Raw genomic sequence first — 14,889 nt, 5'->3', positions numbered from 1 at the left:
TGGTGGACTGAGTCCCATGATGTACGAACTGAGAAATTAACCCCCGTGTCTACTTTACGGGGGTCATATCAACCCAGCACCCAGCACCCAGCACCCAGCTCCAAAAAAGGCCGCCAGTGGCGACCTTTGGTAATTCATATTGAATATTGGCTTAGAACGATGACGTATCTTTGAATAGGCCAACTTTCAGATCTTTAGCAACGTAAATCTCTTTACCGTCGACCAAGACACGGCCATCAGCAACACCCATGATTAGCTTACGGTTGATAACGCGCTTAAGCTGAATTTCATAAGTCACTTTCTTCGCTTCTGGTAGGATCTGGCCAGTGAACTTCACTTCACCTACACCAAGGGCACGACCTTTACCTTCGCCGCCGGCCCAACCAAGGAAGAAACCAACAAGCTGCCACATTGCATCCAGACCAAGACAACCTGGCATTACAGGGTCACCTTTAAAGTGGCAATCGAAGAACCATAGGTCAGGGCGGATATCTAATTCTGCATGGATGAAACCTTTACCGTGCTCACCACCTTCGTCGGTGATTTCTACAATACGGTCAATCATCAGCATGTTGTCAGATGGCAAGGAAGGGAAAGCAGGGCCGTATAGTTCGCCTTTACCACATGCAACTAGTTCGTCGTAATTATAAGATTGCTGGCGTTTCATCAGACTTTAAAACTCCTTAAAAAGTATGGAGGCAATTTAGCTTACACATGTACGCCAGACAACTCGGATCAGTTCTGGACCAACCAGTTACGAATTCGGGATAGCAAACCGATATGTTTTTCCATGTCTCCGTGATGGAAAATATCAATGCGTTCAGCAATTTTCGCTAACAGCGTTTCTGCTTCTTCATCATCACTACGGAAGGCTTGGCCGGTTAATCGAGGTAGTGCGTCATCAACACTCTCCACCGTCCATAGGTGAAATTGTCCGGCTTTAATGGCATCCAACACCTCATCATTTAGGCATAGGTTAGTCAGGTTTGTTTTCGGTAATATGACACCTTGGTTACCTGTCAGGCCACGGAACGCACAAACCTTGTAGAATCCTTCGATTTTCTCGTTAATGCCACCTACAGCCTGTACACGGCCAAATTGGTCAACGGCGCCAGTAACAGCGACTTGTTGATTGATAGGTTGCATAGAAAGTGCAGAAACTAGCGAGCATAGTTCCGCTAGCGAGGCGCTATCACCATCAACTTCAGAATACGACTGCTCAAATACGATAGAGGCGGAAAATGGCAAAGGTTGGTCTAAATCTAATGCAGTACTGATAAATGCCTGCATGATCATCATACCTTTGGCGTGAATATTACCCGCGAGATCGGCTTTACGCTCAACGTCTGAAATATCGCCATCACCAAAGTGAACAACACATGAAATACGTGCCGGCTCACCGTAAGCGCGAGGGTGTCCCGGTACTTCAACAACGGTAAGACCATTAACCTGACCAACTTCTTCGCCCTGGCAGTTAATGACTACTTGGCCATGGTGGATATCTTCAATAGCACGCTCAGGCAGATAAGATTCACGGTACTCCCGTGCCTGAATGGAATCTTTTAGGTGCTGTGCAGTTATCTTATTGCCCTGTGACTCAAGGGCAGCCTCGCAGAGTAGGCTTTGGTGCCAGATAGGGCAAAGTGGTACCCGGGTTTGGTCTTCAGCGTAACGTGCGCCCGTTTTTAGCACCATTTCAAGTGCTTCAGCATCAGCAAGTTCTGGTAGCTTGGCTTTATCGATTATCGCTTTTAGGTAAGCAAGGTATAGCGGCAGGTTATCTTTGGTGATCACCAAATCCTGTTCGAACTCACCATACATGGTAAAGCCTGAAGAGATATCCGGCTCTGCGTTTTCAAGCTCAGCCATTAAGTAACGATCGCCGATGAGTACCAACTTGATATTCAATTGTTCTGCTGGTGGCAGAGGGTACAGGCTCTTTTTGGAGGCGGCTTGCCATTCCAGCGTCCCGTTCATCAAAATGCTCTTGAGGCGAGGCCATAGGCTAGGGTTGGCAAGGATTGCACCGACAGAAAGCACCAGGTAGCCGTTGTGGGCTTGGTGAACCAACCCATGCTTGACTTGCTGCTTGTTGATATTGTTTTCTTCGACTGGAGGGTAAACAGCACCGAACAGGCTTAGCTCCGTCACGTTCTCGCCGGCGACGATGACCGGGGATTCGTTTTTGGCTTCGGCTTGTTGTGAAATCAGCTCAATGACATAATCACGGTACACCTTGTTGTCAGGTGCGGTAATTCGCAATACACGTGGTTGAAGTTCAACTGCAGTAAACCGGCGCACAGCATCTGATAGACGATCTTGTAAGGTTCCAGTCGTTGCGGGAAGGAGATCATTGTACTGTTCAAGGATGGCTTGGTACTGAGAGTAGTCTGGAGTCATCGAGCGCCAGTTTTGTTCATGCATGGGCGTGTGCTTTATTTCGTTAGTGTGAAAAAGTCAGCAGTATAAATGAATCAATGGCCGCATAATAGCTTAGTGTGTAATGTAATTGACTTCATTTGCGGTCCTGTTGAGATCGGCTTAAAAACAAACGCTTAAACTTCAAAATGGAATTGAGCTTTAGAGGTCTAACAGTTACACTGTCACTACTTAAGTTTAGACTTATCGAGAATCTCTGACGACTATGAAATATCAGCAGCTTGAAAACCTTGAAGCCGGATGGAAATGGAATTATCTAGTAAAAAAATGGAAAGAGGGTGAAGCGATCACCGGTTACATCGATACCAGTGAAGCGAAAGCTGCGGTAGATGAACTGTTATCCATTGAGCATGAGCCAACCAAGGTGCTCAAGTGGATAGACAAGCATATGTCACCAGAGCTAGATAAAAAGCTCAAACAAGCTATCCGTGCTAAACGTAAACGTCACTTCAATGCTGAACAAGTTCATACTCGCAAGAAATCCATCGATCTCGATTACCGCGTTTGGGAGAAGTTGGCAGAAAAGTCCAAAGAGCTAGATTCCACCTTGTCTGACACTATTGAATATCTCCTGAGTGAATCAAACAAAACAGAAGTGGCGAGTAAGAAGGTGATGGATTTGAAGCATGACCTCCATGAGCTATTAGACTTTGAATAATCGCACTCAGTATTGGGCGCATTGCCAGAGTTGTTAACCTGCCTCAGGCGAGAACCACTAACATGTTGTAAAATAGGACTTAGGTGTCCCAGTTAATTCATTGTTAGTGTTGCTTTTGAATACAGTTAGTTCTACTAAACACTTTTAAAAACGCATTTTTGTAGAACTGGGCGAGAAAAGGAACTTGATAAAGGAGCCAAGCATGGAATTCGTGCTATACGTGATTGCCCTTGCCATTATTGTATTTGTTTTTGTGTTTAAAGATCGGCCGATTATGGTGCTGACCTTCGAGGATGGAAAACTCACTCAACAGAAAGGTCAAATCCCGAACGGTTTTTTGGCTGGATGTAAAGATATTGCGCATAAACAACCGTTTTCTGGCAAGGTAAAGGTTTATAAGAACCGCTTTACAACAAAGTTGGTGTTTTCAAAGTCGGTGCCTTCAAAGGTAAAACAGCGCATCCATAATGTCTTTCCTTATAGTGGCGGCTCGAAGAAGCGCGGAAGACGTGCTTAACATCAATAATCTTCATTGAATCTATCAAAGCTCTCCACAATGGAGGGCTTTTTTGTACCAGGATATAAAGGTAACCCAGATGCTCACACCACACGCATTTCGCTTAACGCTTGGCGCTGACTTAAAGCGGTCTATTCTGGCCTACGTGAAGCAAAAAGACATTAAAGCAGGGTCACTATTAAGTTGTGTCGGTTGTCTGTCCCATGCCTCTATACGGCTTGCTAATGAGTCTGAAAGCCTAGAACTTAAAGGGCCATTGGAAATTTTGACCCTCAGTGGGACTTTGACCCCAGATCATGTGCATTTGCATATTTCTGTGGCCGATAAGACGGGCCGAGTTTATGGCGGGCACCTACAAGATGGATCGATCGTTTCCTTTACTGCTGAAGTCTGTTTAGCGGAATATGCCAATCTGTCCTTCTCGCGTGAACAAGACGACGCCACAGGGTTTACTGAGCTGGTGGTGAAATAGAAAGAGAGGTTCACCGAGGTTTTATGACAGGCCATATATACTTGTATCTATAAGAGATATAAGTATATAGGTAGTCATACTATGGGGAATAGCGAAGGTCTCCTGTCTTTTCAGGCTCAAATTAAGGGTAATCATTGTTTTGGCTGTGGTAAGGAAAACCCGCAAGGCCTTCACATTCAAAGCTTCTGGGCTGGGGAGGACACAGCGGTGTGTCAGTTTTCACCCCAAGCTTACCATTGCGCCGCGCCAACACATTTCCTAAATGGGGGGATTATTGCCACAGTGATTGATTGTCATTGTATTTGTACGGCAATGGCTGGTGCCTACCGGCGTGCAGGAAGGGAGATTGGCGAAGGAGAGGCAATATGGTATGCGACAGGTCGCTTTTCCCTTGAGTATCTCCGTCCTGTGTCGATTAATGCAGAGATTGTATTAAAAGCGAGTGTGATTGATATTGATGAGCGTAATACAGAACTCGAATGTGAATTGATCGCCAATAATAAAACAGCCGTTAGGGCCAAGCTAACGGCTGTTAGAGTTCCAGAGCAATGGATGGCTGCTGGGGGATAATTGGCTATTTTGTGCTCTGTGTCTTTGAGGCAGCAATATCAACCAAGGCTTGGTGGCTAGACAGATAATGCTGAATCTTTTCTTGCAGCTCACTCAGTGCTTGCTCGGCCCTTATTCTCTTTTCCTTTTCTTGCTCTAGTTGTTTGCCCAGTTCAACCGCCATATAGCCACCTTTAATTAAGGCTTTTGTTGTGACGTTGCTCTCAGTAATCGACTTTAATTCTTCGATCATGTAATAGTGCTGATCGATATCTCTTATTGTAATTGCCATGTACAGAATAATGCTTAAAAGATAGCATTATGTATCAACTAATATTTCTGTCAATAAATTTGATGGCTTTTGCTGCAGAGAATATATTTGCTGAAAATAAACTTTGCTATCAGATTAACAACGGCTTTTTCTTTAAATTGGTATGAAGATATCAATTTGATGCTAATTAACGATAATTTGCTTGTAATGACTATTGTAGTCATTATTCGACAAAGATTAGAATTCACTTATAAAGTGAGTGAATGGCTGTAAGGAAGAATAGTGAGTCAACAACTGAGCCAGATAAAACGGCGAGCGATGGAGAGTCGTACACGACAGCAATCAAAACCTTCGTTACCTGGATTGATGGAAATTACTCACGGCAGTGAAGTCACACTCAGTGTTAAAACGCCCATAGGGCGGTTGTATCAAGTGAGCTCGGTGTTCATTGGTACTAATGGTAGAGATAAGTTGTTTATTGAACTGCCTAAGGTTAATAAGGTAGAGAGAGAGCAGTTTTTCCAGATCGGCTACCGGATGACGATTAAAGCGGTTTCTGAAAAAGGCGAAGGGGCATTAGTTAATGTCCGTACTCAGATCAGTCATATTCTTACCGATCCTGTTCCGCTGTTAGTTGTTGATATTCCCCCACAGATTGATGTGGTTCAGCTTAGAAAAGAGCCACGTTATGCTGTGAATCTAGAGGGAGAAATTGTACTGCCTTCTCGTACGCTGAATGTTTTACTGAAAGATCTTTCTACCTCTGGGTGTAGTTTCTATATTGAAGCGAATGGACCAACTATTGAGATCAATAATGTTGTAACGGTAGAAGTGATGCACCCGAAAACGGAGGTGATTTATCCATTATCAGGAAAAGTCTGTAACCATCAGCAGTTAGGCGTGAACAAACAACTTGGTATTGAGTTTGACGAATCAGGGCAGCAGGCGGTGAGAGAGCTAATGAATAAGCTGATGTTTGATGGCGCAAAACTATCGTTTAAGCCATGACAAATAGTGCGATTGCCTCTGACTCTGACTAAGCTGAAACCTACGATTTAAACAATCGTAGGCAAGGATATGAGGTTTAGCTTAGTAAAATAAAAACAAGAAGGGAGTCTAGGAATCACTTGGTTGGAAAATCCCCAGCTTTTCAAGACAACGCTGAATTTTTTGCATTGAAAGAGGCTTTACCAAATAGTCATTGGGGTTGTGGGAGATAACGCGCTTAACAGTTTCAATTTCACTGTCACCTGTTACAATCACCACCGGCATAGAAGGGTATTGTGTTCTGATATATTGCAATACCTCGATCCCATCTAAAGGCTTGCATAGATTCAAATCTAGGAAGATACAATCGACAGTCGTCTTTAGTAACGTATTATAAGCTTGCTGTGCCGTAGGGGCGTAAAGCAACTTCTGGACTGGGACGCTTTTTCTTAGCAGCTCGGCTAGGATCTTAGCCATCATCTTATTATCTTCAATGATGAGAAACTTATTCATAGCGGTTTTTCCTTAAACTCATCGTGATCTTGCTAAGTACATCAAAAGCACTTGTGCATCCAACGAACTAAAATGTGCTTGTTTATATAGTATGATAGGGAAAATTAACGATCAACTTGGTTAAGTATAAAACAATATGTGAACTCTATCTTTATCCTTTTAACCCTGACGCACTATAATTTAATAATTGTTCAAATTACAAGCAATTTGCCAATACAAAATATAAGGCTTTAAAGGGTATATAAAGGTGCAAGAAAAAGGCTGTACCTTATGAGTACAGCCTTATGTTAATAATTGGCATGCTAGGCGAGTGGTTGATCAGATTGCGAGAGGCTTTCCTAGTAACACGCTATTTAGGTAAAGTGGACGATTATCTTTTGTGATAAACATACCGCGTTGATCAGAAATGAAAGCGGCCTTATCTGCTGATTCGATAATGTAAAAGCTACGTGCGGTGAGAGATTGCTTATTGTCCGCCGTATCTTGCTCTTTTGCGATCACGAGGTAGTGGGAACCATAGCGTAGGAATAATCCGTAGAACTGCTTGGAAATAGTGATCTTATCAGACGTGTTGTAACCCAAGAATTGCATTTTGATTTTTCCATGGGTGAATACAGTGGAAAGGCGTTCATGGCCAACATCGGGATAGCTGGATTCAAACACATATCGCCCTTGGGTTGTTAAAGCTGAAAAAACACCGACACTGATTGTCACTACCAGCCCCAAAAAAACGCCTAATGCGGCTTTAGATATAATTTTACCCACGGCAATTACCTTGTTCAATTTGAGAGGTGATATCGATAAAGCCTGCTTTGTTATCAATGACAATCAGCTGGTAGTCATCACAAATTCCACCTAGGGGATATGCAATGAATTTTGACTTTGGATCTGGAGTTGCTTTGATTGCATCTATAACGGCTGGTGGCATTACCTGGCCGTCATAAAGGACGCGGTGATGATCTATTTGTGTACTTTCAACGAAAAGAGCCATTTGTGAAAGCGTGATAATAGTTAGGGTAAATGTAAGGGCAGTTACAAGGTAACGTTTTGATGCTTGGGTGAGATGAGAGAGTACAGCAGCTTTCGTTATAATCGTTTTTGACGGCGAAACGGGTGTAGCATGGCCTGTGTGGCTGTCGGTTGGGTCGTTTGCTGGTGGTTTTTCACTAGCGTTGCTCTTGTTGTTTTCTTCTAACTTCAACTCTTCTACAGAAGATAGGCGAATGAGATAGCCTTTTTTGGGCTCAGTCACAATGACATCGTCTGCTCCGAGTTCTGAAAAGGCAGACCGAATATGTTTGATGGCAACGGTTAGAGAACTATTGGTTACAACTTTGCCTGTCCAGCAATCTTCCAATAAGGCATCGCGGCTAACAGCAACGTTAGGTTGCTTAGCTAGCATGCAAATGATCAAGGATTCAGATCGGGAAAGTTTCACACTTTGGTTATCAGTGGTGCGGATCAGCACTTGTGTTACAGGGTCTATCTTAAAATCCCCAAGTAAAACCGGTGTTGTCATGTCACGCATAATTTTCCTCATATTCACCACTTTGAGCAGGGGATTTTAGGCGAATGGATAGCTCAAAACAATGTTGTAAAGGGTAAAAATCTAGCTTCTGAATATAGCTTCTGAGAAAGTGAAACTTTTCGTGGCCGAACCTAGAGGCAAGCTCGGCCGTTGAAAAGTTAAATGTTTAACTTATAACCAAGGTACATGATGCTGTATGAAGCACTTTCTGTCTTGACCGCTTCCAGCTCTCTGGCCATTTCTTGTACGTGGCCTTCATCTCGAGCTTGAACAGCAATAGAGTAGGTAGGCTGTTTCATGTTGCCGTCAAAATCTTGAATACTGAGATAGGCAGAAGTAACGACACCTTGCGCATTCCAATTAACAACCTTTTGCAGGTCTTTGCCAAGGATCTGATCAACAAGTAGGTTTTGCTGTGGCTCTAACCAAGTCAGTTCTAAAGAGTATGTGTTCTGGACCATTTCTTTGTCCAACCACTTTGTACCTATGTCGCGAATATCCGCGATTTTGACAACATCATCTTTAAAGAAAGGAAGAGGCTCTAGGCGTTTTAGTACTTGATCGGCTGAGTCCGCTTCCATTACAAAGTTGATTATTGGGAACTGTTTGCCATCTACCATGGAGTGGCGAACGAAAAGATCATGAATAATACCTTGCTCAACCAGTTTAGAGAATTCACTGCGTTGGGCATTCATACCTTCAAATACAGTTAGGGCATCATCTGTTTTCCACTCGAGGCTGACGCCATAGGCTGCGCTATGTGCTTGTGTGGCTGTCATCGCTAACCCAAGAGCAAGCGGAGCAAACTTCAATAGTTTCATACTAAATTCCTTTTAGTTTCTGATAACTTCATATAGAGCGGGGTAAAATTCGACGCCAGGGATATTCAATGGCGGTAGTGTCTTGTTCATTGCGGCGATTGCCGATTTGAAGTGGTTGTCAGATTCCCATTTAGCAATGTTGATATAGTGGAATTGACTATTAGGCTGAATAGAGCGATGTAATGAGGTAGAGATATAGCCAGGCTGAGTAACAAGAAAATCTCTGGCTTGCTCCCAGTGATCGAGTACCGCTTGTTCATGAGATTCAGGCACATGAAAAGGGTTAATGAGGGTCACTTCGGCACTTGTTGGTGCAGCGGCAAAAGCGAATAGTAGGGCGGGTATGACTTTACTTAGCATTTGGATCTCCTTGTTATTGTATAGCGTTCGAAACTTAGCATATACAACAAGAAGAAAACCCAAACACACAGTTAATTAATATTAATTATCTTTGAATTACGATATATTGAACTGATATCTAGCGCCTAATCGGAAGTTCATTTCTTTAAGTACAGGAAGCTCACCTAATTGTGATGTGCCAAGGTCCATCGCTCGATGTGCAATGTTCGCTTCTATGCTCCACGCCTCGGTAAGGTGAATCTGATTATCTAAACGTAGTTCGTAAAGCGGTTCGTCAAATGTCGCAACACGAATTGCCGGCTCTGCCGTCCAGTGCTTTAGTAGATTGAATTTGGCACCAACTTCAGCAGTAAAAGCGGTATCTGAATAGCTCAGTGATACATCAGAAAATAGAGGGTTGGACAGGTCCATTTCTGCGGTGAGTTTCTCGGCACCTAACAAGGCGTATACTGAACTGTTTTTGCCAACTGGCATATAGTATCCAAGGCCAATTAGTGAATGGTTGAATCCGAGACGGTCTTTTGACACGTCATCGTAGCGGCCTTCAAGGAAAAAATGATCAACAGGGTTGATACTGGCACGAGCGTAGTAACCAGACATATTATCGTAGCTACTATTGATATCAGTAGGAAGGTACTCACTAAATAGAGAGTACTGGTAGCCTACAGAAACGTAAGAATAGTTCTGTTGTAGCTTAATAGGACCAGCAATGGCAGAGGTTGTAATGGCGCAACCAAGGGCAAAAAGCGGTAAAGTTAGTTTCATTGTATTAATCTCCTAAAGCGATGAGGAGACTAAGTAATAATGTGCTCAATTGAAATATTTAAAGGTGATAATTCACATTAATTAATTTATTAATATCAATATCTCTATGATTTATAATGTTTTCCATAAAACTCTATACTCTAATGCACTATAATTTTATGAGTGTAAAACATAAATAACTTAACTATTTGAACACCGTTACATACTTTGCTGTATAACTCAAAAAATATCCATGTAGAAAAGAAAGAACAACAACCCTCTTAGCATCGAATTCTACACTCGGAATCAATGGGAAGGTCTTATGGGTTCCGTTAGACGGCTTGTGCTCTTACCTTTTGCTTTTATCCGCAACTCTAGCGCTTTCGTAATTATCGGAAAAGGGGGTTAACCAACATCTCGGCTATCGTCCATATCTTTGCTCCGAGTCATGGGAAAAAAGAGACCCTGTAACGTTTTATCTTTACTGGGTGTGACAACGGGCATCTCGCAAAATGCCTTTTTAGGCTAATATCGTTCAATACTCTGTGCTTTTGTGCATGGGCTTTGTCATTTCACCAATGAGGGAATCGTCTGTGAAAATAGCCGTAACTGCAGCAAGTGGGCAACTAGGGGCTGCCATCGTCAAAGCAACTGTAGAGCTCACATCTAAAGATGACGTTATCGCACTTGCTCGAACACCGGATAAAGCAAAACACCTTGGGGTAGAAGTTAGACCTGGTGATTACAACCAACCAGAACAACTAGAACAATCGTTGCAATCTGTTGATGCACTCTTGGTCGTTTCTGGGATGGATGCCCCTGACAAACGTATAGAGCAACACCGTAATGTGATAAAAGCGGCGAAGAGAACAGGCGTCAAAAAGATTGTGTATACCAGCGTCCAAGGTGCTGAGGTCGGCACTGCATTTTCTCCGGTAATCCAAAGTAACCGCCAGACCGAGCAAGACGTTCGCGAAAGCGGGCTAGAGTGGGTGATCGGGCGAAATGGTATTTACATCGAACCGGATATTGAATACATAGAAAGCTACAAGAAACTAGGCCAGATATATAACTGTGCTGGTGATGGCAAGTGCGGTTATACAACTCGTGAAGAACTGGCTTTTGCCTATGCAAAAATGCTAACTGAAGATAAGCACAACGGCCAAACCTATAACTTAAACGGTGAGGCCCTCACGCAATATCAACTGGCGGATTATATAAATCTCGCGTTCGGCACCAAGCTGACTTATGTACCAATGAGTGTCGAAGAGTATCGCCAAGACCGCATATCAGAGCTTGGGGAGTTCATTGGAACAGTTATCGCGGGGATCTACCAAGGCATCCAAGAAGGGGCAGCAGAAAACCCGAGCCATTTTGAACTAGCCGCAGGCAGGCCACATATCAGTTGGGATGAGTATTTTAATACGCTGAAAGCGTAGGATACTAAAGTTACATTGTCACTTAATTTGCCAATTTGAATGAATGATTCTGATACAGAACAGCTAAATGAATCTAGTACAAAGCTTGCTTGATGTTGGTAAGATACAAATTGAGGACGCAATGATATTCAAATAACACTAATGCCTCAGCGATTGCTTAAAATCGCCGAGGCCTGATAGTTAACAGGATGTACTTTTCTTTATTAGCTTAGCTCTTCATACGTAAAAGGGGGCTTGCAAAAAGTCCCAGCAATACCCATAGACTCAATGAAGCCCCACCAGATCCGCTATTGTTTTCTGGCCACTGTGTATTGAGGTCCGATAGGTCTATCAGTTTAGGTGAGACTTCTGAATCTGATACACCCACGGCGAACACTTTTCCATCTACATATTGAGCATCATCAAAGAGGGGGTGGATGTACGAAAAAGGTATGCTGACAGTTGATTCTGTCTGACTTTGTTTAAATTGAACTTCAAATGGCTCTACTTCATTTAGATAAGTTGGGTTCGAGCCTGAAAGATGTAGGTAAACAACACTTTCCTTATCAATTAGCTTCGTTCTAGTAACAGTAAAATCAAACGTATTTTCCTGGGTGTTTTCTTTTGCGACTATGTCGAGGGTAGCCATGTCTAAGTAAGGTTCATGTTGAGCGACTTTAGGAGCGTAAGTGTTAATGAAGCGCACCATATCAGCATTTTCAACTTTACAATCATCCGACCCGGTAATCATCATATTTTCAACCTGATTAAGGTGAACATTATTCATTAGCGAAGGCGTAGTAAAATTAGGTGGGCAACTTGTACCGTAACCATAATCTTCACCGATGCCATATACATCAAACTCTTTACTAGCTCTTGCTTTGAATGGATATGCTCCCATACTTTCAAGGACTCGCTGTAAAAGCATATATTGGTAATTTGGATAGCTATTGCTTATTCCATTCATAATATTTTTATGAATAGCTGATTTTTTTGTATTAACTGACTCAGCTCCTTCTATTTCAAATAACTCATATTTGTCATAGTTGAACCTGACTGAATTTCTATACCAGTAGACAGTAGACTGATAACCTTCTGCTAGCCCAACTATAAAATGCCCTGAGTTGTTAGTTTCTATTGCTAAGTTCGGGTCATTGTAGTTCATCGAATTCACTAGGTGCAGGGTAATTTGGCCGGGCCAAAATATATTTTTATCTATGGCTGAAACTCTAGCTGGAATTAGCTTCATTTCTGCACCCTGATCTTCGAGTAAAATATTTGCGGCATCCAGGGAGCGGTAAAAACCAATAATTTCACTTGAAACCAATATTTCTGGGTTTGCTATGTAAGCATCACTATAAACAAAAGAAACCTCTAGCTCAGTAGATTTAACACTTGTTACTGTCAAAGCCAATGTCATAGCAAGGAACATCGTTTTCATGTGTCCTCCATCTTTGCCTGGTTACATCTTGTAATAAAAGTTAAATATAATAATTTATCTCTCCCATAAGATTACAATGCAGTAATGGAGCAGAATTACAAGAGTTGAAAACAATTACATTTGATTGTTCTATGTTCATCACAACATGTTAATACTTGTTTGTTCTCTATGCGCATGGCGATGACATTTGTAAGTTTTTCTCATGATTAAACTGTCTCTTTCTAAGGTAGTTCATCCTGCTAGTAAGTAGCTGTGGAGTAGGGACGTCATGGCTTTTTCCTGCTGTTTGGCTTGGGTAAATTTTAGGACGGCGCCCAGTCGTTGTTATCGACTATCTGGCCTTTATTTTCATTGTTCAGTTTACCGAGATCTTGAATCCCAGCTTCCGGTGCCCGTATTGAATGGCGATGGTGCCGTCAGGTAGGTCGAGTACCTTGACCTACTGGTTGATAAGCCGCTGGTTTTCTCCCATTGGGTCAATGAGATAAACAACCTTATCATATTGAAATGTCAGTGTTTTGGAGAGCTTACGCAGTTCTTACCAGGCAAAAATATCATTAAGTTCATCAGTTGTTTCCCGCAAAAGCCGATGTAAGTCTTTCGGAAACCACGGAGTCTTGGCAAAGCGGTAGTTGAAATCCGTGATGAAGTTGGGGAGTCATGCGTTGGCTACCACTGCAAAATATTGAGGCTAGTGAGCAAGTATGACCTACACTCAATCAATATGTTCCAATGTGGGCAAGAAGTGCCGAGTATCATCATTGATTTATTCGTTGGCAGTGAAAAGTCATGATTAAGCCGATTATAACTAATGAGTTTATGCAGTTTTACAATTGCCAAATGGAAGAAAAACAGGCCATTGAATATGGGTATAAATTACTAAGTTCACTGGATAAGATTGCCGATAAAATCAAACTTGAGGTTGGTGAGGAGGGACTTGAATTGTTAACTTCTTATCATTCAACCCGATGGGCGTTACTTCGTTATTTATCTTACCTTGAACAATCAAACCATATGCTTACTGTCCTAGATGCTGAAATATTTGCTACCTATTTGTTCACCAATTTACGTGATTTTGAGCAGTTAATTGATGAAGAATTTAGCGAATATGGATTTTGATTAGGGAACAAGTCTCCATAAATTAGTTATAAGCGATCATCCATTTGCGGAGAGTCTCTACCAACCAAGGGTTTAAGCTTGTGGTGACATTACTGAGCGACACCAAAACCGTTGATAACAACCAACGTACTGTCTATCACTGAGGGCGTTATGGAGCTGGGTGCCAAAACATCACACTGTAACGTTTGTTCGCGCGCTCAACGCGGCCCTTGGCTTGTGAGCTGTTGGCACAGATCAGCTCGATATTAAGATCATTCAGTACACGACCAAACTGGGTGAGTCGTTCAGTGTGGGCATCACGCTTGCTGACATGGAAAACCGCATGCCAATCACTATAGAATGCAGTGGGTTTGCCGTGCTGTTCAAGGTATTCACGGGTAGCACCATATAATCGAAGGCTGACTTGGTTTCACTGAAGCGCCGGTTCATCAAACGGCCAGTGGTATCATCGATGCAAAAGGTTGAGAGGTTGAGAGGTTGATAAACTCACGGCTTGTGTTTGTTATGGGGAGCCCAAAGACCATCGACGATCATCCATTGGCGTAAGGTTTCAACGGAAATATGAATATCATGAAGCTCAGAGAGTTTTTCATGAGCCAACGTCGGGCTGAAATCTTCGTATTGCTGATGGAGCAAGGCCAGTGTCTGTAATATGAATTTATTCATAATGGCGATGGTTGCCTAGCTGAGCACGTTTTGAAGAATCCAAACTAGCAGCGCCAAATTCAATGAAGCGTTTGACCAAGCGTTAAGTAAGTGGGTAGCTTTGACACTGGTGATCCGTTTATCACAGATGTCTTGGATTAGTTTGATTCTCTGTAATTCATTGTCAGTCATGGTCAATAGCATCAAAGGTCTCCAAACACGGCAAAGAAAGCGTGTTTGGAAGCTAGAACAACATGACATTTTAATCTGGCTCAAACCTGACATTTCTAACTGGATCTTACACCTTCTGTTTATCCCATTTTAAATTGTCAGCCTGCTTTCCCAGATTAAAGTGTCTCTTTCCAAGGTAGTTCATCCTGCGATTGAGTGGCTGTGGAGTAGGGACG

18 protein-coding genes are annotated in these 14,889 nt (G+C 42.6%); 7 read left to right on the top strand and 11 right to left on the bottom strand.

The genetic code is table 11. The features are described 5' to 3' along the window. Positions 1-151 precede the first annotated feature (151 nt). Positions 152-667 carry a 3-hydroxyacyl-[acyl-carrier-protein] dehydratase FabA gene (gene fabA / locus BIZ37_RS25655; protein ID WP_107298177.1) on the bottom strand — a complete coding sequence of 172 codons (516 nt, stop codon included), beginning with the start codon at positions 665-667 and terminating at the stop codon, positions 152-154. Between the two features lie 68 nt (positions 668-735). After that, the gene (locus BIZ37_RS25650) at positions 736-2,424 is read right to left on the bottom strand and encodes a Lon protease family protein (protein WP_187463927.1); all 1,689 of its coding nucleotides are present in this window, start codon (positions 2,422-2,424) and stop codon (positions 736-738) included. 220 nt (positions 2,425-2,644) lie between these two features. On the opposite strand from BIZ37_RS25650, the gene matP reads away from it, so the two are divergent. The 4 genes from matP (at position 2,645) to BIZ37_RS25630 (ending at position 4,656) form a co-directional block, all read left to right on the top strand. Next, a complete protein-coding gene (gene matP, locus BIZ37_RS25645; RefSeq protein WP_107298175.1) occupies positions 2,645-3,097 on the top strand; it encodes a macrodomain Ter protein MatP in 453 nt (150 codons plus the stop codon). Positions 3,098-3,299: 202 nt separating this feature from the next. After that, the gene (locus BIZ37_RS25640) at positions 3,300-3,614 is read left to right on the top strand and encodes a DUF3634 family protein (protein WP_222939827.1); all 315 of its coding nucleotides are present in this window, start codon (positions 3,300-3,302) and stop codon (positions 3,612-3,614) included. A gap of 79 nt (positions 3,615-3,693) precedes the next feature. Continuing rightward, complete coding sequence (locus BIZ37_RS25635) at positions 3,694-4,086, top strand: PPC domain-containing DNA-binding protein (protein ID WP_187463926.1); 393 nt, start codon at positions 3,694-3,696, stop codon at positions 4,084-4,086. 207 nt (positions 4,087-4,293) lie between these two features. Next, positions 4,294-4,656, top strand: coding sequence for a PaaI family thioesterase (locus BIZ37_RS25630; protein ID WP_255526899.1), 363 nt, complete (start codon positions 4,294-4,296; stop codon positions 4,654-4,656). A gap of 4 nt (positions 4,657-4,660) precedes the next feature. On the opposite strand, the gene BIZ37_RS25625 is transcribed toward BIZ37_RS25630, so the two are convergent. After that, positions 4,661-4,927, bottom strand: a complete 267-nt coding sequence (locus BIZ37_RS25625; protein ID WP_187463924.1) for a hypothetical protein — start codon at positions 4,925-4,927, stop codon at positions 4,661-4,663. Between the two features lie 261 nt (positions 4,928-5,188). Between BIZ37_RS25625 and BIZ37_RS25620 the strand changes: the two genes are divergently transcribed. Further along, positions 5,189-5,914, top strand: coding sequence for a PilZ domain-containing protein (locus BIZ37_RS25620; RefSeq protein ID WP_187463923.1), 726 nt, complete (start codon positions 5,189-5,191; stop codon positions 5,912-5,914). A 108-nt stretch (positions 5,915-6,022) separates the two neighbouring features. Here BIZ37_RS25620 and BIZ37_RS25615 read toward each other — a convergent pair whose 3' ends face one another. The 6 genes from BIZ37_RS25615 to BIZ37_RS25590 all read right to left on the bottom strand — a co-directional run bounded on the left by BIZ37_RS25615 (position 6,023) and on the right by BIZ37_RS25590 (position 9,880). Beyond that, positions 6,023-6,406, bottom strand: a complete 384-nt coding sequence (locus BIZ37_RS25615) for a response regulator (protein ID WP_187463922.1) — start codon at positions 6,404-6,406, stop codon at positions 6,023-6,025. A gap of 318 nt (positions 6,407-6,724) precedes the next feature. Beyond that, on the bottom strand, positions 6,725-7,171 hold the full coding sequence (locus tag BIZ37_RS25610) for a hypothetical protein (protein WP_187463921.1): 447 nt from the start codon (positions 7,169-7,171) through the stop codon (positions 6,725-6,727). Continuing rightward, the gene (locus tag BIZ37_RS25605; RefSeq protein WP_187463920.1) at positions 7,164-7,934 is read right to left on the bottom strand and encodes a transcriptional regulator; all 771 of its coding nucleotides are present in this window, start codon (positions 7,932-7,934) and stop codon (positions 7,164-7,166) included. The genes BIZ37_RS25610 and BIZ37_RS25605 overlap by 8 nt, the downstream gene beginning before the upstream one ends. 158 nt (positions 7,935-8,092) lie before the next feature. Beyond that, the gene (locus BIZ37_RS25600; RefSeq protein ID WP_187463919.1) at positions 8,093-8,755 is read right to left on the bottom strand and encodes a hypothetical protein; all 663 of its coding nucleotides are present in this window, start codon (positions 8,753-8,755) and stop codon (positions 8,093-8,095) included. 12 nt (positions 8,756-8,767) lie between these two features. Beyond that, entirely contained in the window at positions 8,768-9,115 is a 348-nt protein-coding gene (locus BIZ37_RS25595; protein ID WP_187463918.1) for an antibiotic biosynthesis monooxygenase, read from the bottom strand. 96 nt (positions 9,116-9,211) lie between these two features. After that, positions 9,212-9,880 carry an outer membrane beta-barrel protein gene (locus BIZ37_RS25590; RefSeq protein WP_187463917.1) on the bottom strand — a complete coding sequence of 223 codons (669 nt, stop codon included), beginning with the start codon at positions 9,878-9,880 and terminating at the stop codon, positions 9,212-9,214. Positions 9,881-10,452: 572 nt separating this feature from the next. Between BIZ37_RS25590 and BIZ37_RS25585 the strand changes: the two genes are divergently transcribed. Beyond that, on the top strand, positions 10,453-11,298 hold the full coding sequence (locus BIZ37_RS25585) for an SDR family oxidoreductase (RefSeq protein ID WP_187463916.1): 846 nt from the start codon (positions 10,453-10,455) through the stop codon (positions 11,296-11,298). A gap of 208 nt (positions 11,299-11,506) precedes the next feature. On the opposite strand, the gene BIZ37_RS25580 is transcribed toward BIZ37_RS25585, so the two are convergent. Further along, a complete protein-coding gene (locus tag BIZ37_RS25580) occupies positions 11,507-12,718 on the bottom strand; it encodes a hypothetical protein (RefSeq protein WP_187463915.1) in 1,212 nt (403 codons plus the stop codon). 789 nt (positions 12,719-13,507) lie between these two features. Here BIZ37_RS25580 and BIZ37_RS25575 point away from each other — a divergent pair. Further along, positions 13,508-13,837 carry a hypothetical protein gene (locus BIZ37_RS25575; protein WP_187463914.1) on the top strand — a complete coding sequence of 110 codons (330 nt, stop codon included), beginning with the start codon at positions 13,508-13,510 and terminating at the stop codon, positions 13,835-13,837. 486 nt (positions 13,838-14,323) lie between these two features. Here the strand turns inward: BIZ37_RS25575 and BIZ37_RS30565 are convergent, their stop codons facing one another. After that, positions 14,324-14,503 (bottom strand): hypothetical protein, encoded by a 180-nt coding sequence (locus BIZ37_RS30565; RefSeq protein WP_255526901.1) that lies wholly within the window; start codon positions 14,501-14,503, stop codon positions 14,324-14,326. Positions 14,504-14,889 lie beyond the last annotated feature (386 nt).

The organism is Photobacterium sp. BZF1, from assembly GCF_014349205.1.
GTDB lineage: Bacteria > Pseudomonadota > Gammaproteobacteria > Enterobacterales > Vibrionaceae > Photobacterium.
The sequence above is the reverse complement of the archived record's forward strand: the minus strand, read 5'-3'. Positions and strand labels throughout refer to the sequence as shown.